Origin of the sequence: Qipengyuania sp. S6317L1 (assembly GCF_023015615.1) — a bacterium.
Classification (GTDB): domain Bacteria; phylum Pseudomonadota; class Alphaproteobacteria; order Sphingomonadales; family Sphingomonadaceae; genus Erythrobacter.
The window spans coordinates 79,811-103,744 of record NZ_JALKAJ010000005.1 but is presented as its reverse complement, the minus strand read 5'-3'; the positions used below and the strand labels follow the sequence as shown (position 1 = coordinate 103,744).

Sequence of the window (23,934 nt, the reverse complement as noted above, 5' to 3'; positions counted from 1 at the left end):
ACAAATCAGGATCAAGTCAAGATTTGCCGGTTTGCGCAGAAGTTTTGGCCGAATTGGTTGAACCTTTTGGGGCGTTTGCGCGACTACACCGGTGTAATGAGCAAACCGTCCCATCCTGACCGGAGCGCGCCTCCTCCTGCGTCCGCGCTGTATGACGAATGGCTCGTGATGATGGCGCAAAGTGGCGACCGGCAGGCGAGCGAGAAGCTGTTCCGCCGCTGGAACCCGAGGCTTGCAAGAGCGGCGCGGCGGTATGGCATCGAGGATGAGGCGGCGCTTGATCTGGCGCAGGAATGCTGGGTTGCGATCCTGAAAGGTCTTGGCACGATCAAGGAGCCTGCACGCTTTCGCTCCTATGCCTTTGCTGTGCTGCATCGGCGCGGATCTGATGCCCTTCGCCATGCGTATCGAGAGCGCGATGCGATGGAGCAGCACAGCCGGGAAAGCACCAACACCGCGCACAGCGATGCAAGCGAGCGTGCCGCCATCGCGCAAGGCTTTGCAAACCTGCCGACCGATCAACGCGTGGCAGCGCATCTTTATTTTGTCGAAGGGCTGACCTTGCGTGAAATCGCTGAGGCCCAATCCATTCCCGAAGGCACTGCGAAAAGCCGCATCTTCAACGCGCGAAAAGCCCTGAAAGCCGCGCTCAAACCCGATCCATAAAGGAGAATACCCATGTCCGATACTGACCGTAAAATCGCAGAGGCGCTTGATGATGACGACTATGCGTTTCTGACGAAGCTTGAGGCTGATCGCGGGCTGTTCCAGCAGCTTGGCGACAGCATGCAAGGGCCGCTTGGCGGATGGGCCAAGCTTGTGTTCGGCTTCACCTTCCTGCTGGGCATGGTGCTGCTTTATGTTGTCTATCAAGCGGCCACTACGACCGATCACCCGATGGTTCACACGCTGTGGGCGATTGCCGGTGTCGGCCTGCTGGTCATCATGGGCTTCACCAAGGAATGGATGTTTGCCCGGATGAATATGCTCACCATCTTGCGCGAAGTGAAGCGGTTGCAGGTGCAGGTGGCGCTCCTCTCCGAGGAAAAGTCAAAAGACTAGACGCCTGGGAACCGCTACTTGAAAGAACTAGGGCCGGATTTCGATGGGTGTGCCGTCGGGCACAATGCGCCAAAGCTCCTCGATCTCTTCATTGGAGAGCGCGATGCACCCATCGGTCCAATCCCCGCTCATCCGGCCATAGTTGAGGCCGTTGGGCTGTCCGTGAATGAAGATGTCTCCGCCCGGCGACATTCCATATTGCGAGGCAAAAGCGCGGTCCTGTTCATTGGGATAAGAAATGCGCAAGGACAGGTGAAAACGGCTTTGCGGGTTGCGCCAGTCGATGCGGTACACGCCTTCGGGCGTGCGCTCATCACCTTGAAAGCGTTTATGCCCTTTGGGCGCGTCGCCAAATTGCAAGTTCCGATAAGCGCGGATCGGCTTCCCCTGACTGTAAGCGACCAGCATCCGTTTGGACTTGTCGACAATGAGATAGTCGGCAAGCGCAATGGTTTGGCGCGGCGCAGGGATAGTGCGGATCGCGGCACTGCGGTCGGTGCGAACAGGCTCGGCGCCAGCGGTCGCCACCGTCTCGGGCGCGGCTGTGCAAGCGGCGATCGCAAATGCCAGAACAAGGAGCGTAAGCTGTCTCATAGGCGGCAGAATAGCCGCAAGACACTTATCCAACAATAACCGCGAAAATAGCGGTCTCTGCGTGGGACACAAACCACGCACGCGCCGGCGTGGGCTTAATCCTCGAACGGGTCGCGAATAAGGATCGTGTCCTCACGCTCCGGACTGGTCGAGACAAGCGCCACGGGACATTCGATCAGCTCTTGCACGCGCTGGATATATTTGATCGCATTGGCCGGAAGATCGGCATAGGAGCGCGCGCCAACCGTGCTCTCTTTCCAGCCTTCCATTTCCTCATAGATCGGCTCGACATTGGCCTGATCGGCGGCATGGCTGGGCAGGTAGTCATAGACATTGCCGTTCAGGCGATAGCCGGTGCAAATCTTGACCGTTTCAAGCCCGTCGAGAACGTCGATCTTGGTGAGCGCAATGCCGGTGACGCCAGAGACGGCGCAGGATTGGCGCACGATCACCGCATCGAACCAGCCGACGCGGCGCTGACGACCGGTCACAGTGCCAAATTCATGGCCGCGCTCGCCGATGCCCTGCCCGATCTCATCGTTGAGCTCGGTCGGGAACGGGCCGCTGCCAACGCGGGTGGTGTATGCCTTTACAATGCCGAGGACGAAGCCGGTCGAGTTGGGACCAAGCCCGCTGCCCGAAGCAGCCGTGCCGCTCACTGTGTTGGAGCTGGTGACGAAGGGATAGGTTCCGTGATCGACGTCGAGAAGCACGCCTTGGGCACCCTCGAACAGGATTTTTGCGCCGGCCTTGCGCACTTTCTTGAGGCGTTTCCACACCGGCTGGGCAAAGCGCAGCACGAAAGGCGCGACCTCGCGCAAGTCTTCAAGCAGTTTCGCCCGGTCAACGGGCGGCTGGTCAAAACCGGCGCGAAGAGCATCATGGTGGGCGCAAAGGCGGTCAAGCTGCGGTTCGAGATCATCGAGGTGCGCCAAGTCACACACGCGGATTGCGCGGCGACCCACCTTGTCTTCGTAAGCAGGGCCAATGCCGCGGCCCGTGGTGCCGATCTTGCCTTTGCCAGCAGCGGTTTCACGCAGACCATCAAGATCGCGGTGAAGCGGCAGGATCAGCGGGCAATTGTCCGCAACAGCGAGATTGTGGGCGGTGATTTCGACCCCCTGCCCTTCAAGCTTGGCGACCTCATCGCGAAGCGCCCACGGGTCGAGGACAACACCGTTGCCGATCATGCTCATGGTGCCCGATACAATCCCCGAAGGAAGCAGCGAAAGCTTATACACCTCGCCGTCGATGACGAGGGTGTGGCCCGCATTATGGCCGCCCTGGAAACGCACCACCGCATCGGCTCGTGATGCAAGCCAATCGACGATCTTGCCCTTGCCCTCATCGCCCCACTGGGCGCCAATCACGGTGACGTTGGCCATGCTGTTTCAAGCTTTCTGTATCGGGAAATTGAGTTCTTGTGTTGCGCAGCGCGAACTAGGCTGTTGCGCTGCGCAGAGCAAGCGCGCAATTCAGCTGTCTGCCGCCTTATTCAAACGCGACGATGGAGTCCTCGCACACGTTGACCTGCGCCACTTCGATTTCGCGCTCGCTTTGGGTGATGGCGCGAAAATCGAACAGGCACGCATCCGAACCATCGGTGACTTCGATGTTCCATTGCTGACCCCGGGCAAGCGCGCTTGCGGCTAGCATATCCTTGCCCCAGCCAATCGTCGCCGAATTTGACCAGTAAAGGCTGGCGATAGCCTCTCCCGTCCGGTTGAGGAGCGAGATGTTGCGATTGAGCTCGCCATTGCCGAATTCCTCCCCTTTTCGAAAACCAACGATCTGACCGGGGGGCGCAATGGCCGAATTGGGGCGCGAAGGCCCGGCGACATACGGTCCGCTGCGCCCGCGCGCATCCACCGCCTCGTCCTCTTTGCCAAAAGCGATGGTGAGCACGTTTTTATCCGTGCCGCGGTTGTTGACGGTGATCTGATAGTCCTGACACTTGCCTTGCGGATCGAGGGTGAATTCGGTGTGGTCGGTCATGTCATAGTCGGAATGGACCGCGCTTCCCGAGCTGTCGGTGACATCGTAATCCAGATCGCTATACCCGCGCCCGCGCGCCCTTACCTGCGTTGTCTTGCACACCTGCAGCGGCACTTTGGTCACGGCTTGCGCATCGATTGGATATTCGCCCGCGCCAATCTCCCCCACCCGCGTTGCCGGGTCGATCAAGGTCACTTCGAACGGATTATCTTCATCGCCAAGGTTGCGGACCTCAAGCCGGAAGGTTTCGCAGCCGCCCTTCGGGGTCATCGTCTTGAACGTCGCATCGGACAGATCGACGTCAGAGTGGATTTCCCTGCTCTCCCCATCGGAAATGCTGAAATCAAGGTCGCTCACCCCGCTGCCGCGCACTTCCAGACGGCTCACATCGCACACCGGCAGGTCGATCAGAAGATGGGTGTTCGCGGGCACCGTGTACGCACCGGGCCCGTCGCTTTCAGCGGTCACAATGCGGGCCTCGCCCGATCCAGACGTCGCCGTGCCTGTTCCGGCAAGGCTGGTCGTGGGCGATGTGCCTGCAAAGGCAGCGGTATCCGCGCCTTCGGGTTCGATCACCACCATCACCGCGTTGTAGACGGTACCGATATTGGTGATTTCAAGTTCGAAGGTTTCGCAATCGGAAAGCAATCCTTCGAGCTTTACGCTGGTTGCATCGCTTGACCCTGCATCTTCGTGGACAATGCCGCCGTCGGAATTGCGGATGATGAAGTCGAGATCGGTGTCACCATCGCCGCGAATATCGACGTTGGCCGCCGTGCCGCAGGCGCGAAAGTCATGGCTTTCGGTCGTATTTCCCTGGACGATATACTTTTTGACGCGGGTTGAGCTTGGCACGACGGGTTCAAGAACGAGGGTGAAATCGGTGTCCTCATCACCCAGATTGGAAACCGAAAGGCTGAACTGGGCGCAACCATCGCTCTCATTCGTCAGCACGATCGAGATGTAATCGTCGATGCCCGCATCGGACACAAGGCTTACCCCGTCAGGCGAAGTTACCTCAAAATCGAGGTCGGTTTCCCCTGTCCCGCGCACCGCCAATTGCGTTTCTGCAGAGCACACGTCGAGATTGATATCGAGCCTTTGCGAAGGTTCGACGGTGTATTCATCGACCGCTGCATGGGCGGTTTGGGCAGAAACGGCGAAGAGGCCAACGCAGGCCAGGAGAGAAGCACGACACATCATAATCAAGCGCCATTCTGCACGACTAAAGGTTACCGGATAGCTTATCCTATAGCGGATCGCGTCTGAATAACAGCTTGGTTGGTTTGATTGGCTTGGTTGGCGTTCCCGAGGCCTGTGGCCTTACAGCTCTTCGACCTCGGCGCCGCGCAGCACGTGTGTGCAGCCAAGCGCGCGTGCATCTTCATCGGTGCTGAGCTGCCCCTTGGTGCGCCAGCCCGCGGCGCGAAGTTCGGCGGCCTTGGCTTCGTCGTGGTCTTTGAGAAGATAGACCACCGGGCGCGCGTCGCCTTGCGGTGCGATCTCTGCCAGAGCGTTGAGGTAGAGGGTAAAGCCCGTCGCCGGTTCTTCGGTGCCACCGATCAGATAGGTGCCCCCGCGCCCGATCGCTGCACGAAGGCCCTCGGCATAGAGGGTAAAGCCAAACCAGCTTTGGTATTCAAACCCGTGCCGCTCGGTCGGGTCGAGGGTCACGCGCGCGCGCGCGCCAATGCGTTTTGCGATTTCGGCGAACTTGTCGATCTGGTCTTTGAGCGAACCTTCGCTGTCGAAATCGCGCAGTTTTGCCAGCGCATCATCAATCGGCCCCGTGGCATAAAGCAGCGGAAGGAACGCCTCTCCGCCTGCCGCCTTGAGCCCGCCGGCATCCTTGGTGTCAAGCTCGCGGCGGATGGCCGCGGTTGTGTCCGCATCAAGGTCCGGCATCGTGGCGGCGAGAGTATCGACGAGGCGCGGCATGGCGAAATCGACCGAAATGCCGGTGATCCCTGCTGCCTCGAGTGCCGCAATCGCGGTGGTGACACTTTCAATCGCGGCCTCAAGCGTGTCCGCGCCGATCAATTCTGCGCCCAGTTGCAAACGCCCACGCGCAGGGTTCAGCTGGCTGGCCTTGATAAGCGCGGTTTCCCCGCAATAGGCAAGGCGAAGCGGACGGGCTGCATCCTTCAGACTGGTCGCGGCAATGCGCCCGATCTGCGGGGTGATGTCGCTCCGCAATGCCAGTGTGCGAAGGCTCACCGGATCGACAAGGCGGAACATTGTGCGCGTCTGCACCCCTTGCATGCGCGCGGCAAGCGAGCTTTCAAATTCGAGCAACGGCGGACGCACCCGGTCATAGCCATGGGCATCGAGAGCCCCCAGACACGTACGCATCGCGGTGGTGATCCGCTCGGCGCTTTGCGGGAGACGGTCTTCGAGGCCTTCGGGCAGGAGGTCGGTGGTGTTGGTCATGGGTCTGCCCGCTAGGCGAAGTTTGAAAGCCGCGCAATGCCCACCCCGCTGCAACTCGAAAGCAAGCTTTCAAGTTTCGCTCCCCTCCCGCAGGCGGAAGGGGCCGGGGGTGGGCGAAATGCGGCCTAGAAAGACAGTCCCATGGCCATCTTCACACCTTCAAGCCGTTCGGCTTCGGCAAGCACTTCAGCAGGCAACGCCTCATCGAGGCTGAGCAGCAGAACCGCCTCGCCCCCTGCATCGCGGCGGCCAAGGTTAAATGTGCCGATGTTGATGCCGTGGCCGCCCAGAAGCGTCCCGATGCGGCCAATAAAGCCCGGCTTGTCGTCGTTCACGACATAAAGCATGTGGCCTTTGAGTTCGGCCTCGATGCCGATGCCGAAAATCTCGACCAGACGCGGCGCTTCGTTGCCGAACAATGTGCCCGCGACCGAACGCGTGCCCTGATCGGTTTCGACCGACACGCGGATAAGCGTGTTGAATGCACCATCGCGGTTCTGGCGGATTTCGCTCACCTCAAGGCCGCGTTCCTTGGCAAGATATGGCGCGTTGACCATGTTCACCGTGTCGGAATAGCGGCGCATGAAGCCTGCGAGCACAGCGCCGGTGATCGGCTTGCCGTTAAGCTCTGAGGCTGCACCTTCACGCTCGATGCTGATCTTGGTGAGGTTGCCGTGGGCCAGTTGCCCGACGAGCGACCCCAGACCCTCGGCCAAAGCCATGTAAGGTTTCAGCTTGGGCGCTTCTTCTGCACTCAGCGATGGCATGTTGAGCGCGTTGGTGACGCCGCCATTGACGAGGTAGTCGGAAAGTTGCTCGGCCACTTGCAGCGCGACATTGACCTGCGCCTCGGTGGTGCTTGCGCCAAGGTGCGGGGTACAGATGAAGTTTGGCGCGCCGAACAGCACGTTGTCCTTCGCTGGCTCCTCGGCAAACACGTCCAGGGCAGCGCCTGCGACATGGCCGCTTTCGAGGCAGTCTTTCAAAGCCAGTTCGTCGATCAGGCCACCACGCGCACAATTGATGATGCGGATACCCGGACGCGCGCCTTCGAGGCGTTCACGGCTGAGGATATTGCGCGTTTCATCGGTCAGCGGTGTGTGGAGCGAGACAAAGTCGGCGCGCTGCAAAAGCGTGTCGAGGTCGACCTTTTCAATGCCCAGTTCCACGGCGCGGTCTTCGGTGAGGAAAGGATCGTAGGCGACCACTTTCATCTTGAGCCCCTGCGCGCGCGAAGCGGCGATCGAGCCGATGTTACCTGCGCCGATAAGGCCAAAGGTCTTGCCGGTGACTTCGACGCCCATGAAGTCTTTCTTGGGCCATTCGCCGGCCTGCGTGCCAGTGTTGGCGGCCGGGATCTGGCGAGCGAGCGCCATCATCATCGCGATTGCATGTTCAGCGGTGGTGATCGAGTTGCCGAACGGCGTGTTCATCACGACAACGCCCTTCCCGCTTGCATAGGGAATATCGACATTGTCGACGCCGATCCCTGCACGGCCAATCACCTTGAGATTGGTGGCTGCATCAAGGATTTCTCTGGTCACAGTGGTCGAGGAACGGATCGCAAGGCCGTGGTATTCACCGATGCGCGCCTTCAATTCTTCAGGCGTTTCGCCGGTGATCACATCAACTTCGCAGCCGCGCTCTTCAAAAATGCGCGCAGCATTGGGGTCCATCTTGTCGGAAATAAGGACTTTGGGTTTGGTCATTGGATTATCCTTTGGGCGCCCCTGTCAGGGAGGACTGTCAGGAAGGACTGTCAGAAAATGAGTGTGACAGCACGAGTGTCAGCACAGGAGCCCGGAAAATTTGGAAGAAAAAGAAGCAGGTGATGGGCTCCCGCTTTTTGCAGGAGCACACACCGGGCAGATCAGCCGTTCTTGACGGCTTCGTATGCCCACTCGATCCACGGCAGGAGGCGCGAGATATCCTCTGCCTCGACGGTTCCACCGCACCAGATGCGCAGTGATGGCGGTGCATCGCGATAGCCGTTGAAATCGTAACCAACGGCGCGCTCTTCGAGCATCTTCACGATTTTCTTAGGCACATCCGCCTGCTCTTCAGCCGAAAGCCCATCGTACCAATCGCCGGTGAACTGCATGCACACGCCGGTGTTGGTGCGCTTGGCCGGATCATCGACCATGTTCTTGAGCCAAGGCTTTGCCTCGATCCAGTCCTTGACGATATTGGCATTGGTGTTCGCCCGCTCGAACAGCGCCTGCCGCCCGCCAATCGACTTTGCCCACTCAAGCGCGGCAATGTAATCTTCGGTCGCCAGCAGCGAAGGCGTGTTGATCGTTGCGCCTTCAAAGATTGCGCGGTTGATCTTGTCGCCTTTTTTCATGCGGAAAAGCTTGGGCAGCGGCCACGCCGGATCATAGCTTTCGATCCGCTCCACCGCTTTGGGTGAAAGGATGAGCATGCCGTGCTGCGCTTCCGAGCCCATGACTTTCTGCCACGAGAATGTCGTCGCATCGAGTTTTGCCCAGTCCATCTCCATCGCGAAGACAGCCGAAGTCGCATCGTTGATCGTGATCCCTTCGCGGCCCTCTTCGAGCCAGTCGGTATCGGGGATCATCGCGCCAGAGGTCGTGCCGTTCCAGGTGAAGACGACATCGTTGCGCTGAGGAATGGTGGAAAGGTCGGGGATCTCGCCGTAATCGGCGGTCAGTGTCTGAAGGTTGGGCAGCTTGAGCTGCTTCACCGCATCCTGAATCCACACGTTGCCAAAGCTTTCCCACGCGGCGACCGTGGCAGGGCGCGCAGGGTCAAGCATGGTCCACATCGCCGCTTCAAGAGCGCCGGTGTCGGAAGCGGGCATGATGCCGACGAGATAATCGTCGGGCACGCCAAGCAGTTCGCGCGTCAGGTCAATCGCGTATTTCAGACGGCCTTTGGCATAGGCCGACCGGTGCGAACGGCCGAGCGAATCTGTTTTCAGCTTGTCGAGGGACCAGCCCGGGAATTTAACCGTAGGACCGGAAGAAAATTGGGGACGCTCAGGTTTGAGCGAAGGCTCGTGCAAGAGCCCACGTGCGTATTCAGTCATTGTATTCTCTCCTTACAGAGAGCTCGCGCGGCGTTGGGACCGCGTGGCCCGGAGCCGCGTGTAAACACATCTGTTGGTGAGTCAATCGCTGTTCAAGAGGTTTCCGGTTGGAACTGGCGCAAACGAACACCGGACTGTCTATTTCGGAACCGGGAGGCCCCTTCGCTTCTTTTGTTCTCGAAAGACATTAAAAAATTTCACGAAGGGCACGGTGATGAGCGGCTATCTTAAAGACGGAAAATGGTGCGAGGGATCAGACGGTTACGCCGAGGATGACGGATCTTTCCAGCGGTGGGACACCGATTTTCGCGACTGGATCACGCCTGATGGTTCGGCCGGCCCCGATGGCCAGAACGCGGTGAAGGCCGAGGCGGACCGGTTCCACCTTTATGTCTCCTACGCGTGCCCCTGGGCGCACCGCGCACTTATCACCCGCGCTCTTAAAGGGATTGAGGAACTCGTCCCGATTTCGGTCACCCACTGGCTCATGCGCGAGCAGGGATGGACGTTCAACGAGGGCCCTGGCGTCATTCCCGACCCGAACGAGGGCGCGGGCACGATCCATGAATTGTATCAGATCGCGCGCGATGACGTGACGGGCAAGGCGACCGTCCCGGTCTTGTGGGACAAGAAAGAGCGCCGCATCATCAACAACGAAAGCTCCGAGATCATCCGCATCTTCAACGATGGTTTCTACGAGCTTGGTGCAAATGAAATCGACCTTTATCCCGCACCCCATCGCGATGAAATCAACGCGGTGAACGAGCGCGTCTATGAAGATGTGAACAACGGCGTTTACAAAAGCGGCTTTGCCACCACGCAAGAAGCGTATGAACAGGCGGTCGAGCCGCTGTTTGACACGCTCCACCGGCTTGAAGCCCGATTGGAAGGGCAAGATTACCTTGTCGGCGGACAACTGACCGAGGCGGATATTCGCCTTCTTACAACGCTTTTGCGGTTCGATGCGGTCTACTACAGCCACTTCAAATGCAATCGCAAACGCATCGCGGACTTACCCAACCTTCACCGCTACACGCTCGCGCTTGCGGGGCGCGAAGAGATTGCGGGCACGATCAACATGCACCACGCCAAGCATCACTATTACCAGAGCCATGTGAGCATCAATCCTACGCAGATCGTGCCTGTGGGACCCGATTTGCAATTCGGCTGACGGGACCGGTGGAAACTGTGTCCATGCAAGGTGTAGTCAGCGCGCCTTCAATGTCTTAAACAGCCTCGCGTGATGCAGCCTTCCGATCTTCGAATTGCCCTGTTCAGCGGCAACTATAATTACACCCGCGATGGAGCCAATCAGGCATTGAACCGTCTGGTTGGCACACTCCTCGACAATGGGGCAAAGGTGCGGGTGTATGCGCCGACAGTGGCCGACCCCGATTTTGAGCCTACGGGCGACCTTATCGGCGTGCCCAATGTGCGCATGCCGGTGAAAGGGCGCGGGGAATATCGCCTGCCCTTGCGGCTTGGGCGCGCGGCCAAACGTGACCTTGTGAGGTTTGAGCCCAATATCGTCCACATCGCCTCGCCCGATCCGATGGGGCACGCGGCATTACGATGGGCGCAGGATTACGACATTCCGGTCCTGTCCTCTGTGCACACACGGTTCGAAACCTATCCACGCTATTACAACATGGCGTTTCTGGAGCCATTGATCGTCAAGCTTCTCCAGCGTTTCTATAACCGCTGCGATGCGCTGGTCGCGCCGTCGCAAAGCATGATCGATGAGCTTCTCTCGATGAAGATGCACGACGATATAACCTTGTGGTCGCGCGGGGTTGATCGCACGATCTTTGCCTCGGAAAAACGCGACCATGAATGGCGCCGTTCAATCGGGCTTGAGGATGACGATGTCGCGATTGTTTTCCTTGGCCGGTTGGTGATGGAAAAAGGGCTCGACGTTTTTGCCGACACCATCATCGAACTGCGCAAGAGACAGGTGCCGCACAAGGTTCTTGTCATTGGCGATGGCCCGGCACGCGAATGGTTTGAAAACGCGCTTCCCGGCGGGATATTTGCAGGGTTCAAAACCGGCGCCGATCTGGGTCAGGCGCTGGCAAGCGGCGATATCTTCTTCAACCCGAGCGTTACCGAAACCTTTGGCAATGTGACGCTGGAGGCGATGGCATGCGGGCTTCCCGTGGTGGCCGCGGGCGCAACCGGCGCATCCAGCCTTGTCACCGAAGGCGAAACCGGGCGGCTGGTCCCGCTGGTCGGTAAAAAGGGCCAGGAGAAACCCGACGCCGCCGGACTGGCAGAGGCGCTTGCCCCCTATTGCACCGATACAGACCTGCGCCGCGCGCACGGGGCCGCAGGGGAGAAACGCAGCCTCGAATACAGCTGGGAGGCGATCAATATGGTGGTCGCGGAAACCTACATTCGCCTCATCGAAGACCGCCGCGCCTTGCAAGCGGCCGAAGACGGGGCAGCTGAAAACGGGGCGGCCGCTTAAATCAGCAACAGCTTCAGCGCAGCACGCCCTTTTTCGCCATGCGCGTGGCGTAGAACAGCATGAACAGCGTTGTGACCCAGATCGTTATCGTAAGCGGCGGGTTCGCGAGGCTTTCAGGGATATCGCTCAACCCATATTGCCAGATGTTCGAACCAAGCAGGCCAACAATCGCAGCAAGGATCGAATAAACCGCAAAGCGTGAGCGCAAAAGCAGCAGGATCGAGCCAAGGATCGCCCCCCACACGCCCAGCGCCCAGAAGAAATTCGACCACATCGGCGCCGAGGCGAAATAGGCGATTTCTGTCTCGCCCATGCCCAATTGTTCAAGCATGCCGAGCCGCGTCATGGTGTAGCTGAAACCGCCCACAGAATTCCAGAGCAGGGTCAATATCCCTACCACCCACAAGTGCCACGGCGTCCTGACGCTTTCATTGAATGCACTGTCCATAAATTATCCCCTCCCTCATGAAAAAACTCCACGAGAAAGGGGATACAGCGCCAATGACGCCCAAGCAAATGGCGCGCAAATGCAAGCGGGGATCACATACGCTCGATACGCTTGGCGACCTCGTCGATGATATCGACAATCTCGTTCATCGCGGCCTGGTCCAGCTTGCCCGCGCGCGCTCGGTTTTTGAGAACCGTGCCAAGGTTGCCCATTGCACGGAAAAGGTCGGGCGACTTTTCCCGGATGCGCTCTGTGCGCTCGCCATGTTCGCCAAGGCGTTCCATCAATTCGGCGACTTCGTCAGCGCGGGTCTCAAGTTCGGCCTTGCCCGATTTGGTCGCTTTGAACGGCTTCTTGCTGCTGCCTTCGCCGTCCTCGTCATCCTTTGCCTTGGATTTGGCGGGCTTGATCATGCCCTCTTCCTCGAGCATTTGCAGCGTTGGATAAACCGCGCCGGGTGACGGGGCATAGCTGCCGCCGGTCATGTCTTCGATGGCGCGGATAAGCTCGTAACCGTGGCGCGGTTCGCGCGCGATCAGGGCGAGGAGCGCCAGGCGCAATTCGCCTGTGCCAAACATCCGGCCACGGCGCTTGCGCCCTACGCGAACGCGGGCGGCGTTGTCGTGCCAGTCTTTTGACTGGCCGCGTTCCCTGCGGCGCGAGCGGCGCTCGTTATTGTCCCAGTCAGAGGCTGCCGAAGCTGCCATCATGGCGATCATGGGCCCGAGTTTTTCCCAGCCGCCGTTTCTGCCGTTCCATGTCATTTAGAATACTCCTGATACTTCTTATGAGCCATAAGATATATCTTTGACCTATCACTTCAAGGGTCGTCCCTCAACATTGTGGCAATTCCCGACGAACGGCTTATCTCGGTCTGCGAATGGCTGATCTGTTTGAAACCGACGCGCAAGAAGCGCCACACGATGCCCCGCGCGACGGTGTCCCACGCGACGATGCCCCGCTTGCTGATCGCCTGCGCCCCGCTGCGCTTTCGGAGGTAATCGGTCAGGAGCATCTGACCGGCCCCAAAGGCGCGATTGGGCGCATGGTCGCGGCGGGCAAGCTTGCGAGCATGATCCTTTGGGGACCGCCGGGCACGGGCAAGACCAGCATCGCGCGGTTGCTTGCTGCAAGCGTCGGGATGCGTTTTCAATCCATCAGTGCGGTGTTCTCAGGGGTCGCCGACCTCAAGAAAGCCTTTGCCGATGCCGACAAGATGGCAAGCGCGGGGCAGAAAACGTTGCTCTTCGTGGACGAGATCCACCGCTTCAACCGCGCGCAGCAGGACGGTTTTCTCCCCTTTGTCGAGCGCGGCACGGTCACGCTTGTCGGCGCGACGACCGAGAACCCGAGCTTTGCGCTCAACGCTGCTCTTTTGAGCCGTGCGCAGGTGCTTATCCTTGAGCGATTGGGGCATGAGGCATTGGGCGCGCTGCTCGATCGGGCGGAGGGTCTTGAAGGCCCCCTTCCCCTCACCGATGATGCGCGCGCTGCCTTGATTGCAAGTGCAGATGGCGACGGGCGGTTCCTGCTGGGTCAGGCAGAGACGCTGTATAATGCCAAACTGCCCGAGGCGCTCGACCCGCGGGCTTTGAGCGCATTCTTGCAACGGCGCGTTGCCGTCTATGACAAGGACCGCGACGGCCATTACAATCTGATCAGCGCGCTGCATAAGTCCTTGCGCGGGAGCGACCCGCAAGCCGCGCTCTATTACCTCGCGCGAATGCTCACCGCCGGAGAGGAGCCGCTTTACGTGCTGCGCCGACTGGTGCGCTTTGCAAGCGAAGACATCGGCCTTGCCGACCCCGCCGCCCTCACCCAATGCCTTGCCGCAAAGGACGCCTATCAGTTCCTGGGCAGTCCCGAAGGCGAGCTCGCCATTGTTCAAGCCTGCCTCTACTGCGCCACCGCGCCCAAATCGAACGCGGTCTATGCCGCGCAAAAATCCGCGTTCAAATCGGCGCGTGAAACCGGAAGCCTGATGCCGCCCGCCAACATCCTGAACGCGCCAACCGCGCTGATGAAGGATATCGGTTATGGCAAGGGATACTCCTACGACCACGAGGCCGACGATGGTTTTTCCGGCGACAATTACTGGCCCGATGACCTGCCGCCGCAGACATTCTACGAGCCGGTCGAGCGCGGATTTGAACGCAAGGTGAAAGAGCGCATCGACTATTGGAACCGGCTGCGTGCGGAGCGTAAGTCCTCAAGCAGCGAAGCGGTAGGACGCAAAAATGCGTGAGTGGGACCACTTCCTCGCGATCGACTGGTCGGGTGCGAAAGGCGAGCGGCACAAGGGTATCGCGCTTGCGCTTGCGACCAAGGCGGGCGAAGCGCCTGTGCTGGTCGCCCCTCCCAAGGGCGGCTTTTCGCGAACCGATGTGCTCGAGATCCTGCGCGATGATTTGCCGGTCAACACACTCGTCGGAATCGACCTTGGCATCTCGCTGCCCTTCAACGATTGCGGCGCGTTTTTTCCTGACTGGGATCGGAGCCCATCACACGCCAAGAAACTTTGGGCGCTGATCGACGCAATTTGCGATGGTGAGCCGCATCTAGGCGCAAACAGCTTCGTCACCCACCCCGATGCACGGCGATATTTCCGCCACGGCAAGGCGGACGAGGGCGACCGTTTTCACCTGCCGCATGCCATCAGCCGGGAGGGCCGTTTTCGCGAGGCGGAAATCGCCCAGTGGCGCCAGAAATGCCGTCCGGTCAGCAATTTCAACCTCGTAGGAGCCGCGCAAGTGGGCAAAAGCTCGCTCACCGGGATGCGCATGCTGCACCAGCTTCGCGGGCACCTGCCCGTCTGGCCGATGGACAAAATTCCGGAGCGCCGCGTCAAGAAAGGCGGCTCGATGCTGTGTGAGATTTACACCGGCCTCGCCTCGCGCGAGGCGGCGAGGCAAAGCGGCTCGCGCACCAAGCTCCTCACCTATGCCGACCTCAACGCCGCGCTCGACGCGCTGGACTGCCCGCCGGTCGACGACTTTGGCGAGATCGACGACCATTCTTCCGACGCAATTCTCACCGCTGCATGGTTACGCAAGGCTGCACAAGAGCCCGAACGCTGGGAACCGCGCGCGCTCACCGCGCAAATCGCATGGACCGAAGGATGGACGTTCGGGGCGTTTTAGTCTGAGCACCCGCATCCGCGGGCGCTTCCTCGCTAGACGGGCAGGCAAGCTGCCCCGCTGCGGACGGCCGGTCGGCCTTGCGGCACCTTTGGTGCCGTCTCTCTGGAAACTAGCGGTAAAGCTTGGCAATCGGGTCGGGACGCTCTTTGCGATATCCCGTCTGGCGCAGGTCATCGAGCATCTTCTGGCGGCGCTCATCGACCTCGTTCGCAATTGCCTTGGGCTCATCCTCCTCCTTCTTGGCCGGAGCAGGCTTTTCAGGGCCATAGATCATATCGATCGTCTTCAGATTGCGCTCATTGATCATGCCCGGGATCAAGAACAGGTCGAGCAGCCACAAAAGCGTAAGGATCGCCCAGCCGATGACGGGCACGAACAGCATGATGAGGCGCACCACCGCCGATTTGGTTTGCCCTGCGTAAAACCGGTGCGCGCTGAATGCGCCAAAAAACAGCCAAAGCAGATAAGCCACCGCTTTGGATTTTTCATTTTCTTCAAACAGCAGCTCTTTTTGCTGAAGCGTATCCATTTCCACCCGTCCCTAAGTCGCGTGCCAAGATATATCTCAGGGCAAGCATTGCAAGGCGATATCACCGCTTTGGACACCTTCTTCGATGAAGGGATGATTATGTTCGGCGAAATTGAGCAAAAGGGGTCTGGACAGGTGCCCCCCTTTGCGGCTAGCGGGCGCTTCTCGCGTTTGATACGTTATACGCGGCGACAAGATGGGCCGGCTTAGCTCAGTTGGTAGAGCAGTTGATTTGTAATCATCAGGCCGCGGGTTCGACTCCTGCAGCCGGCACCATTTCCCTTCAAAAACCGTCGCTTTTCCCGCAAAAACTGCTTTTTAACAGGGCCAATGCCCTGTAGGTAGCGCGCATGGCGTGCGGGGAGTGCCAGAGGGAAAGGCTTAAAAGCCACAAGTTCTGCAGCAATTGCGGAGAAAAACTTGCGTCTGCCGAGGCGGCACAGCCACCGATCAAAGGCGCAAGAGCCCAGACCGAACGCCGCCAGATCACCGTCCTGTTTTACGATCTCGTGGGCTCAACCAGGCTGTCCACCAGCGTCGAGCCGGAGGATTTCCGCGAGGCGATCTCCAATTTTCACAATGTCGCCTCTGCTGCGGTGCAGCCGTTCGATGGCTATGTCGGCGCCCATGTGGGCGATGGCGGGATTATCTATTTCGGCTATCCCGTTGCCTCCGAAGACGCGGCCGAATGCGCGGTTCTCTCCGGCCTTGCCCTGATCGAAGCGGTTTCAAAGATCACCCTGCCCAATGGCGAAAAGGCGCAGGCCCGCGTCGGGGTTGCCACCGGCACGAGCATCGTCGGGCGCATCGAGGAAGGCGACACCGGCAACAGCGCGGTCGGTCAGGTCACCAGCCTTGCCGCGCGTCTGCAAAGCTATGCCAAGGCCAATCAATGCGTCATCGCCGAACGCACGCGGCGGCTTGTCGGCGGGCTTTTCCAGCTGGAGGACCTTGGCATCATCGACGCCAAGGGTTTTGCCAGGAACGTGCGCGCTTTCGGCGTTCTTGCGCGCAGCCAGCAAGACCGTTTCAGGGCGCTGCGCGGCGGCAATGCGACGCTGATAGGGCGCACATCGCAAAAGGAAGACCTCACCCGAAGATGGGCCGAAGCGCGCGAGGGCAAGCTTCAGGTATGTCTGGTCGAGGGCGAGGCAGGCGTTGGAAAATCGCGCTTCGTGGCGGATTTCATCCACTCGCTCGACCATGCGAGCACGACCTTTATTCCCTGCTTTTGCGCGCCCCATTCACGCCAGGCTGCCCTTCGCCCCTTCATCACGCGTCTGAAAAACATGGCCGGGGCTGGCGATCACCAGTCTGTCCCGTCACGTCAGGCATTCGACAATCGTCTCGCTGCGGGCACGAGCGAACTCGACCGCTACATGCTCAGCAGCCTCGTCGGGCTCGAGACGCCGCCGCCCGAAGAGGTCACGGCGATGAACGCAGGCCAGCTTCGCCGCGCCACAATCCGCGCCATTCTCAACCAGATCGACCTTCTCGCCCGGCATCAGCCGGTGGTGGTGCTGATGGAGGACCTGCACTGGGCCGATCCGACAACGCTTGAATTGATCGATGGCTTTGTCGCGCAAGGCGAGGAAAGGCGGATCATGGTCATCATGACCGCGCGCCCCGATGTGTACGACATCTGGCAGAAAGACGACCGCATCGCGCGCGTCGAACTTCCGCCTCTGACCGATGACGAAGCGGGCGCTCTCATCAATCAGGTGCTGGGAGCAAAGGCCTCGCCTTCGATGGTGGAAGCCATCACCGAACGGGCAAGCGGGATTGCGCTTTTCATCGAGGAACTGACCAAGGCCATCCTCGATTCAGAGGCTCACGTGGCGGGAAGCGCGGCAGAAGGATTGGGCGTCCAGTCGAACTTTACCCTGCCGGAAACCTTGCAGGATTCGCTGCTCGCGCGGCTTGACCAATTGGGCGAGGCGAAGCGGATTGCGCAGATTGCTTCTGTCGTGGGCCGCGAATTTACCACGCAGGATCTGGCCAAGGTCGCCCCGGACCTCACCCCGCTGATCGAACGCGGGTGCAAGACCCTGCTGGAATCGGGGTTGAGCGTGGCAATGCCCGGCAAGCGCGACGAATTTCAGTTCCGCCACGTTCTGATTCAGGAAATTGCCTATTCGACCCTAGTTCGCGGAGAGCGGCGCGAATACAATGCGTGCCTTCTCGAAGCGCTTGAGCAGGACAGCGGGGCCGACACCCCGATCGACCCGGAACGCTGGGCGCATTATGCGCTCGAAGCCAGGCTGCCTGCTCGGGCGATCCACTATTGGCTTATGGCCGGACAGGACGCCTTGCGCGTTTTCGCGATGAAAGAGGCCGAAGCGCGGCTGAGGCGCGGCCTTGAACTGATCGGACAGGTCGGCGATGCGCGCGAACGGGTAAGGCTGGAGCTTGACCTTCTTTTGACCCTTGGCAAGGTGCTGCTTTCGCAAGTTGGGCACGCAAACCCTGAAACCGGTAAGGTGTTCGCCCGCGCGCGCGCCCTTGCCGGAGAGCGCGGGGACCGGGCCAAGCTGCTCGCCTCGATGCACGGACAACAGTCCTATGACCTGCAACTCAGCCGTATTCAGGCAACGCAGGATCGCGGCGCCGAAATGCTCGAACTTGGCGAGACCTTCGATGACAACGCCTGGCGGCTTATTGGATACCGCAGCCGGGGCATCGCAAGCTTTCCCCTTGGCGATTACAAGCAGTGCGCAAGCGACCTTTTGGAGGGCATCGCGCTAATGGGCCAGACTGGCGATAACGTCGCGCAGGAAATGGTGGCCGATGATCTCCTCGCCGCGATGCAAATCTATGCTTCTTGGGCTCTGGTTTACATGGGCGAGACGGCGCGCGGGATCGAGCTTTATTCCGCCGCAAGCGAGCGTGCCGATGCCATCGCGCAGCCCTACACCCGCGCTTTTGCAGGGGTCGGGCGCAACTATTGCCGCCTGATGCTGGGCGATTTTGACGGGCTCGGGCAGGATCTGCGAGACTGCATCGCCTTGTGCGAGAAGCACGAGATATACTACTTCCTGTTTACCGAACGCGTGCACCTTGCCCATTTCTACGCCCTCACCGGCGCCCCCGATGGCGCGCAGCAAATCGCGCGCGCGCTTGAGGATTACGGGCAGACCGGCAGCATCCTCTATCAGCCCACCTACAAACATTGGGAAGGGCTTGCATGGCTCAACCAGGGCGAACAGGACAAAGCGCGCGAGGCCAATGAATGGGCGATCGAGACGACGACCCAATATGGCATGAACCATATGCTTGCCGAATATTACGGCCTCAAAGCCGTACTCGACCACCTTGATGGAAAACCCGATGACGCGCTGGCCTCGGCTGCAATGGCACAGGGATGGGCCCGCGAACAGGGGGCCGGATTGTCCGACAACCTGAACAAGAAACTTTGGGAAAAATTCGGTTTTTATAGTCTCTTGCCCGCATAGTAGTGTAGTATTTCCCGGCAATTGACCTTGGGGGGAAACAATGGGCAACGTCGCAACATTCGGGCGGATGAAGAAAAGCCGGGAGAAGGCGTCTTCAGGCGATGAAAGATTTGACCCGACACTGCTCCAGTCCGACGGGTTTGTCTCACGCGTGATCGGGCGCATCGTGCGCAACCCCTATCCCTATATGGCGTTTCTGCGCCGCTATTGGCCGATCCCGACGATTGGCAATTGGGCCTTCATCACGCGCTATGATGATGTCGCCGAAGCGCTCCAGAACGACAAGCAGGTTGCGGTTCCGTTCGGCCCCAAGATCGAGGCGCTTAACGGCGGTCCGAACTTCGTGCTCGGCATGGCGGATGGCCCTGAATATCAGGGGTTGAAGAAAGAGACGATGAGCGCGTTCAAGCGCACCGACAATGAGGAGATCGTTGCCCCTTTTGCCTATCAGGAAGCCAAGCGCCTGCTTGAAAAAGGCGATGGCAAGATCGACGCGGTCAGCGGGCTTTTGACGCTGGTGCCAACACGCATTTGCGAGGAATATTACGGGCTGCGCGTCGAGGACAAGGCCAGTTTTGGCCGTTGGACGATTGCGATGAGCACTTACATGTTCGGCAATCCGACCGATGATCCCAACCTTGAAGAGGCCGCCTTTGGTGCAGCGCAGTTCGTGCGTCCCATTGTCGATGAGGCGATTGACCGGGCACAGGCGAGCCCTGGCGGTGACACGATCACTGCGCGGCTGGTTGAGCGCCAGCGCCAGAACCCCGAAGGAATGCCCGACACCATCATCCGCGCGATCCTGATCGGGATGGTGACCGGCTTTGTGCCGACCAACACCATGGCATCGGGGCATATGCTCGACCTTCTGCTGGAAAAACCTGACTGGATGCGACAGGCGCGCGAGGCGGCGCGCGCGGGCGATGATGACCTTTTGCAACGCATCCTGTTTGAGGCGATGCGGTTCTGGCCGCTCAATCCCGGACCATTCCGCGTGGCAGCCGAAGATGTGGTGATCGCCGCTGGCACCAGCCGCGAAAAACGCATCAAGAAGGGCACGAATATCCTCGTCTCGACCCAGTCGGCGATGCACGATCCGCGCCGGGTGGAAAACCCCACCAAATTCGATCCGAACCGCAAGCAGACCGATTACATGCTTATGGGGTTTGGCCTGCACTGGTGCATCGGGGCGCCGCTTGCCTATGCGCAAGTGACGCAGACGTTCAAAGCCTTGCTGGAACGCGACAATGTGCGCCGCGCGCCCGGCAAAGACGGCAAGCTCACCACCTTTGGTCCTTTTCCCGAAAGCCTTTGGGTCGAATACGACTAAAGCAGCTTTCTTGCGCCCGATCAGGTCGGGTCGATTACCCCGATCGCGATCATCCGCAGGCTCGTCATGCTGGGCACAAAGAAATACGCCCCGCCCTTCGTCTCCACAAATTGCGGCAGCTTGGTGCAGATATAGGGCGCGCCCTCATCCCCGGCGTCGGGATCTTTCGGGATCACGAATTTGGTATCCTTGTTGGGCCGGTTGCCGAGCAGCGGGCAGGTGTCATTTCCGGCATTGGAATCCATGCCGTAATTGATCCACTGCTGCTGGACGAATTCAAATTGCCGTTCGAGACTGGCGCAACAGATCAACATCACGATGCCGCGTTCATGCGCGCCATCCTCGCCCTTGTCCTCATAGGGAAGGCCGCGGCGCAGGATGCGCCTGCGATTGACGAGGATGGTGCCGCTACCCGGGATCGGGCCCAGCATATCGCGCGGGTGCACCCGGCGGATGTGCGAGCTCATCGGGCACGCGCTGCCGTCTTCATCGCCGGCATAGACAAATTGCGACAGCTTGGGCCGCCGTGTGACCTGATCCTGGTTCTGCTCGTTGAACTCGACCCATTTTTCATAAGTCGGTGCAAGCGACAAAGGCACCCCGTCGCGCCACCGGCCAGAAAACTTTGCCATGAACGTCTCGCGCGCCTCGGTTTGGTCCGCGATGCCGTAAACCTGCGCGAATTCGGGCACGGTTTCCTCGATATATTCCTCGAAACGCTCAACCTTCTCTTCAAGCTTGCGATAAGCCATGAAAGTGCCGTTGGTGCTGAACAGGTTTGGCCGCGCGGCAGGTGGCAATTCCTTGGCTTCATCGGGATAGCCGAGCATGAATTCGCCCGTGGCAAGCGGCTCCCAATTATCAGGATCGCACAGGCTTTCTTCATCGGCAAAGTCGCCCACGAATTTGCCATTGCCCACCTTGCGCGCGTCCTCGTCCTCAATCAGGAATTGCCCCTCGAACACGGGGTCACTGATCCCGTCGACAAAGCCGAAATGCTCCATCGGAAGCGCGGTATATTGGCCGGTGGCCTCATCCTTGTGGAGGCGCGCGCTCATGTCCTGATATTCGGCATTGCCGGCGCCGTGCCCTTTGAGGATGCGGATGCCGCCTTCGATCTGGCAAAAGCTGCGGATTTCACCGGTCAGCTCGTCCAGTTCGGGCACGGGTTCACCGGTCATCGGGTCCATGCGCGAATTGAGCAACGCCATGATATGGACGTTGTGCGGGCCCACGGCCTGCGCTTCGTGCTTCCACACCTCGTCCCAATTTTCGAGCGCGCCTTCGGGCAGCGTATCACCCAAAATAGGCGCCCTTGCGCGCATCCCCTGCATGAATTCGGGCGGCATCATGGAAAGCGTCTTGATCGGCACGCCAAGCGCCAGAAGCCCGTTGAAAGTGAAAGCGAAATTGAGCGTGACCGGAGGGCGTGGCGGCGCTTCGGTTTCGGCCTTGGGCGCATACGGATTATCGCTTTTCCAGCGCACCGCGGTCGTTACCCGCTCATAAAAATCGAAGAGAAACTTACGCCCCTTCTCCCCGTCTTCCACGTGCAGGAAAATCGCGCGCCCTTTTGGAAAACCCTGCTTGCCATAGGCATTGAGGATGTTGCCCTGAATATCGGCAAGCCTGAGGGCAATGCGCTCTTTATCGTTGAAGCGGTTCATGAATAGACCCTCCCCGCAGGGTGGCGCGGCGTCGGTTTTTGTGGCCGGTTGTCTTGCAGGTAAGTGCCAAACGCATCGAACAGTGCGTCTGCGTGCGTGGCCTGATTATCGACCACGAACCGGCCAAAAGTCGTTTGCAGGTGCAAACCCTTGAGCACCGAGAGAAGGTCGGCATCAGGCGGCGAGGGAAAAGGTCTGTCGCCATATTGTTTGAACCGGAACGCGACGAACGCAATCGCTCCGATCAACGCAGGGATAAGAGCAATCAGCAGCTTGAAGTACCAGGCAAGGTCGCCCAGCAAAAACCACACCGGAAGCGCGAGAAGCAGCGCCGAAATGGCAGCGCCAATTCCCAGCCCCCGCGTCGTCAGCGTGGGCAGTTGCGGCGTATCCATCCAATAAAAATTGAACGGCATCGTCGTCTCGATCTCGCATTGCTTGATGTAAGCGATGAAGTCTGCGGCGGTTGTGATTTCGTCGGGTTCAAAGGCGACGCAATTGCCGAAAATATCGACCAGATCATCGCGCATCACATCCCAAAGTTCGCGCAGGTAAACGGCCAGATCGCGATTGCGCGACCCGCTTGGCGCGTCGAATTCGGCGGCGAACAGAAGATAGGGGTGCGAAAGCTCGGAGCGGTTGTTGATCGGCTTTGCAAAGCCAAGCTTGTCGAACACAGGGTCGGCCGCCTCAAAGCCGTTGTAGCCCAGCCGGTCAATCACAGCGAAGCGCGCAAGATGCGTGCGGGTGGACTTGGAGAAATTGCTGATCTCGCCCGACCTGTGGCTTGCCGGGGTCTGCATCGCGGTTGGCATTCCCGCCAGCTTCTCGCGCAGCTGGATGATTGGCGCGGTGCGGTATTTGCCCTCGCCCCTGTTCTTCACATCTTCGGGCCGCGCAGGCCACGCCTTGCGCACGGGCACCAGCACGGTGAGAAAGTAATATCCGCCATCGATACTAGGCATTGCCCACTCCCCCGCCGCTGAAATTAAGCTCTTTCGCGCGCGCATCGGCCATCTGATCCTGCAGATTGTTGAACTGCTGGCGGCGCTCTTCGGCAAGGTCGGTTTCGGTCGATGCGACCGGCGAAAACCCTTGCGTGGTGAGATCGTTCTGGATCTCTTTCAGCTTGGCGCGATATGCCTTGGCAAAACTTTCGGGCGTCGTGTCGGGGTCGTTATAAACCCGCTCCAATTCCAGAAGCGCGCGCTTTACACGAAGCGCGGAAATCACATCGCGATACGCCGCGCCCGGCGTTGCGTTGTAATAAAAGTCGCACGAAATCTGGTTGAGGCGGATATACTTCTTGAACGGCGTGATCGGGACAGAGCCGGGATAGCGCGCGTTCTTGTACCAGAACAGGTCGAGCCCGGTCGGGATACCATCGGAAAACGCGTCGATATACTGGTCCCATGTGCCGTTGAAATTCGACAGGAACAGCATCGCGTCACGGTCGAGCCGCTCTGGCTCTTCGCCAAGGGTTGGCCATGCATCCTTGGGAATAATGACCCAGCGCGCAAAATGGATGAACTTCAATCCGATAAGCCCGCTCAGCGTTCCGGGAAAGCTGCGCGCAAAACGGAATATCCACTTGTTCGCCCACCCCAGGCGTCTTGCCAGGGGAGTGATCACCGTCATCCCATAGGCTTTGCCAGCAACATTGGACATAGGCTCCCCCCTCTTTTAACACCCTGCTTTGACTATCCATATTTGGTTGGGTCTGACAAGTGAGCCAAGTCACAATTGGCAGAATACAAAGGGTCGGGGGATT

At 59.5% G+C, this 23,934-nt stretch carries 20 protein-coding genes and 1 tRNA gene; 9 read left to right on the top strand and 12 right to left on the bottom strand.

Features of this window, described 5'->3' with window-relative positions; all coding sequences use genetic code 11:
* Nucleotides 1-96: 96 nt before the first annotated feature.
* Both MWU38_RS12080 and MWU38_RS12075 read left to right on the top strand, forming a co-directional pair.
* Nucleotides 97-666, top strand: a complete 570-nt coding sequence (locus tag MWU38_RS12080) for a sigma-70 family RNA polymerase sigma factor (protein ID WP_247272069.1) — start codon at nt 97-99, stop codon at nt 664-666.
* A gap of 12 nt (nt 667-678) precedes the next feature.
* Nucleotides 679-1,062: a DUF6768 family protein gene (locus MWU38_RS12075; RefSeq protein WP_247272068.1), complete on the top strand. Its 384-nt coding sequence runs from the start codon at nt 679-681 to the stop codon at nt 1,060-1,062.
* Nucleotides 1,063-1,089: 27 nt separating this feature from the next.
* Here MWU38_RS12075 and MWU38_RS12070 read toward each other — a convergent pair whose 3' ends face one another.
* The 6 genes from MWU38_RS12070 to MWU38_RS12045 all read right to left on the bottom strand — a co-directional run bounded on the left by MWU38_RS12070 (nt 1,090) and on the right by MWU38_RS12045 (nt 9,130).
* Nucleotides 1,090-1,656: a L,D-transpeptidase family protein gene (locus MWU38_RS12070; RefSeq protein WP_247272067.1), complete on the bottom strand. Its 567-nt coding sequence runs from the start codon at nt 1,654-1,656 to the stop codon at nt 1,090-1,092.
* A 95-nt stretch (nt 1,657-1,751) separates the two neighbouring features.
* A complete protein-coding gene (locus tag MWU38_RS12065; RefSeq protein WP_247272066.1) occupies nt 1,752-3,041 on the bottom strand; it encodes an adenylosuccinate synthase in 1,290 nt (429 codons plus the stop codon).
* A 106-nt stretch (nt 3,042-3,147) separates the two neighbouring features.
* Nucleotides 3,148-4,854, bottom strand: a complete 1,707-nt coding sequence (locus MWU38_RS12060) for a hypothetical protein (RefSeq protein WP_247272065.1) — start codon at nt 4,852-4,854, stop codon at nt 3,148-3,150.
* 120 nt (nt 4,855-4,974) lie between these two features.
* The gene (locus MWU38_RS12055; protein ID WP_247272064.1) at nt 4,975-6,081 is read right to left on the bottom strand and encodes an ATP phosphoribosyltransferase regulatory subunit; all 1,107 of its coding nucleotides are present in this window, start codon (nt 6,079-6,081) and stop codon (nt 4,975-4,977) included.
* Between the two features lie 125 nt (nt 6,082-6,206).
* Nucleotides 6,207-7,790 (bottom strand): phosphoglycerate dehydrogenase, encoded by a 1,584-nt coding sequence (gene serA / locus MWU38_RS12050; protein WP_247272063.1) that lies wholly within the window; start codon nt 7,788-7,790, stop codon nt 6,207-6,209.
* Nucleotides 7,791-7,951: 161 nt separating this feature from the next.
* Entirely contained in the window at nt 7,952-9,130 is a 1,179-nt protein-coding gene (locus MWU38_RS12045) for a phosphoserine transaminase (RefSeq protein ID WP_247272062.1), read from the bottom strand.
* A gap of 214 nt (nt 9,131-9,344) precedes the next feature.
* Between MWU38_RS12045 and MWU38_RS12040 the strand changes: the two genes are divergently transcribed.
* Together MWU38_RS12040 and MWU38_RS12035 are read left to right on the top strand one after the other, a co-directional pair.
* Nucleotides 9,345-10,301 (top strand): glutathione S-transferase family protein, encoded by a 957-nt coding sequence (locus MWU38_RS12040; protein WP_247272061.1) that lies wholly within the window; start codon nt 9,345-9,347, stop codon nt 10,299-10,301.
* Between the two features lie 72 nt (nt 10,302-10,373).
* Nucleotides 10,374-11,597: a glycosyltransferase family 1 protein gene (locus MWU38_RS12035; RefSeq protein WP_247272060.1), complete on the top strand. Its 1,224-nt coding sequence runs from the start codon at nt 10,374-10,376 to the stop codon at nt 11,595-11,597.
* A 13-nt stretch (nt 11,598-11,610) separates the two neighbouring features.
* Here MWU38_RS12035 and MWU38_RS12030 read toward each other — a convergent pair whose 3' ends face one another.
* Together MWU38_RS12030 and MWU38_RS12025 are read right to left on the bottom strand one after the other, a co-directional pair.
* On the bottom strand, nt 11,611-12,045 hold the full coding sequence (locus MWU38_RS12030; RefSeq protein ID WP_247272059.1) for a hypothetical protein: 435 nt from the start codon (nt 12,043-12,045) through the stop codon (nt 11,611-11,613).
* Nucleotides 12,046-12,137: 92 nt separating this feature from the next.
* Complete coding sequence (locus MWU38_RS12025) at nt 12,138-12,809, bottom strand: PadR family transcriptional regulator (RefSeq protein ID WP_247272058.1); 672 nt, start codon at nt 12,807-12,809, stop codon at nt 12,138-12,140.
* Between the two features lie 116 nt (nt 12,810-12,925).
* On the opposite strand from MWU38_RS12025, the gene MWU38_RS12020 reads away from it, so the two are divergent.
* Nucleotides 12,926-14,290: a replication-associated recombination protein A gene (locus MWU38_RS12020; RefSeq protein ID WP_247272057.1), complete on the top strand. Its 1,365-nt coding sequence runs from the start codon at nt 12,926-12,928 to the stop codon at nt 14,288-14,290.
* On the top strand, nt 14,283-15,185 hold the full coding sequence (locus tag MWU38_RS12015; RefSeq protein ID WP_247272056.1) for a hypothetical protein: 903 nt from the start codon (nt 14,283-14,285) through the stop codon (nt 15,183-15,185). Before MWU38_RS12020 ends, MWU38_RS12015 begins: the two co-directional genes overlap by 8 nt.
* Before the next feature lie 109 nt (nt 15,186-15,294).
* Here MWU38_RS12015 and MWU38_RS12010 read toward each other — a convergent pair whose 3' ends face one another.
* Nucleotides 15,295-15,714 (bottom strand): TM2 domain-containing protein, encoded by a 420-nt coding sequence (locus MWU38_RS12010; RefSeq protein ID WP_247272055.1) that lies wholly within the window; start codon nt 15,712-15,714, stop codon nt 15,295-15,297.
* Between the two features lie 200 nt (nt 15,715-15,914).
* Here MWU38_RS12010 and MWU38_RS12005 point away from each other — a divergent pair.
* From MWU38_RS12005 to MWU38_RS11995, 3 genes are all read left to right on the top strand, one after another.
* A tRNA-Thr gene (locus MWU38_RS12005) sits at nt 15,915-15,990 on the top strand.
* Between the two features lie 74 nt (nt 15,991-16,064).
* Entirely contained in the window at nt 16,065-19,166 is a 3,102-nt protein-coding gene (locus MWU38_RS12000) for an adenylate/guanylate cyclase domain-containing protein (protein ID WP_247272054.1), read from the top strand.
* Between the two features lie 40 nt (nt 19,167-19,206).
* Complete coding sequence (locus tag MWU38_RS11995; protein WP_247272053.1) at nt 19,207-20,496, top strand: cytochrome P450; 1,290 nt, start codon at nt 19,207-19,209, stop codon at nt 20,494-20,496.
* Nucleotides 20,497-20,516: 20 nt separating this feature from the next.
* Here the strand turns inward: MWU38_RS11995 and MWU38_RS11990 are convergent, their stop codons facing one another.
* Genes MWU38_RS11990 through MWU38_RS11980 form a run of 3 tightly spaced genes read right to left on the bottom strand, consistent with a single transcriptional unit; the run spans nt 20,517 to nt 23,831 of the window.
* Nucleotides 20,517-22,163 carry a hypothetical protein gene (locus MWU38_RS11990; protein WP_247272052.1) on the bottom strand — a complete coding sequence of 549 codons (1,647 nt, stop codon included), beginning with the start codon at nt 22,161-22,163 and terminating at the stop codon, nt 20,517-20,519.
* Nucleotides 22,160-23,128 (bottom strand): hypothetical protein, encoded by a 969-nt coding sequence (locus tag MWU38_RS11985; RefSeq protein ID WP_247272051.1) that lies wholly within the window; start codon nt 23,126-23,128, stop codon nt 22,160-22,162. Before MWU38_RS11985 ends, MWU38_RS11990 begins: the two co-directional genes overlap by 4 nt.
* Nucleotides 23,121-23,831 carry a hypothetical protein gene (locus tag MWU38_RS11980; protein WP_247272050.1) on the bottom strand — a complete coding sequence of 237 codons (711 nt, stop codon included), beginning with the start codon at nt 23,829-23,831 and terminating at the stop codon, nt 23,121-23,123. The genes MWU38_RS11985 and MWU38_RS11980 overlap by 8 nt, the downstream gene beginning before the upstream one ends.
* Between the last annotated feature and the right edge of the window lie 103 nt (nt 23,832-23,934).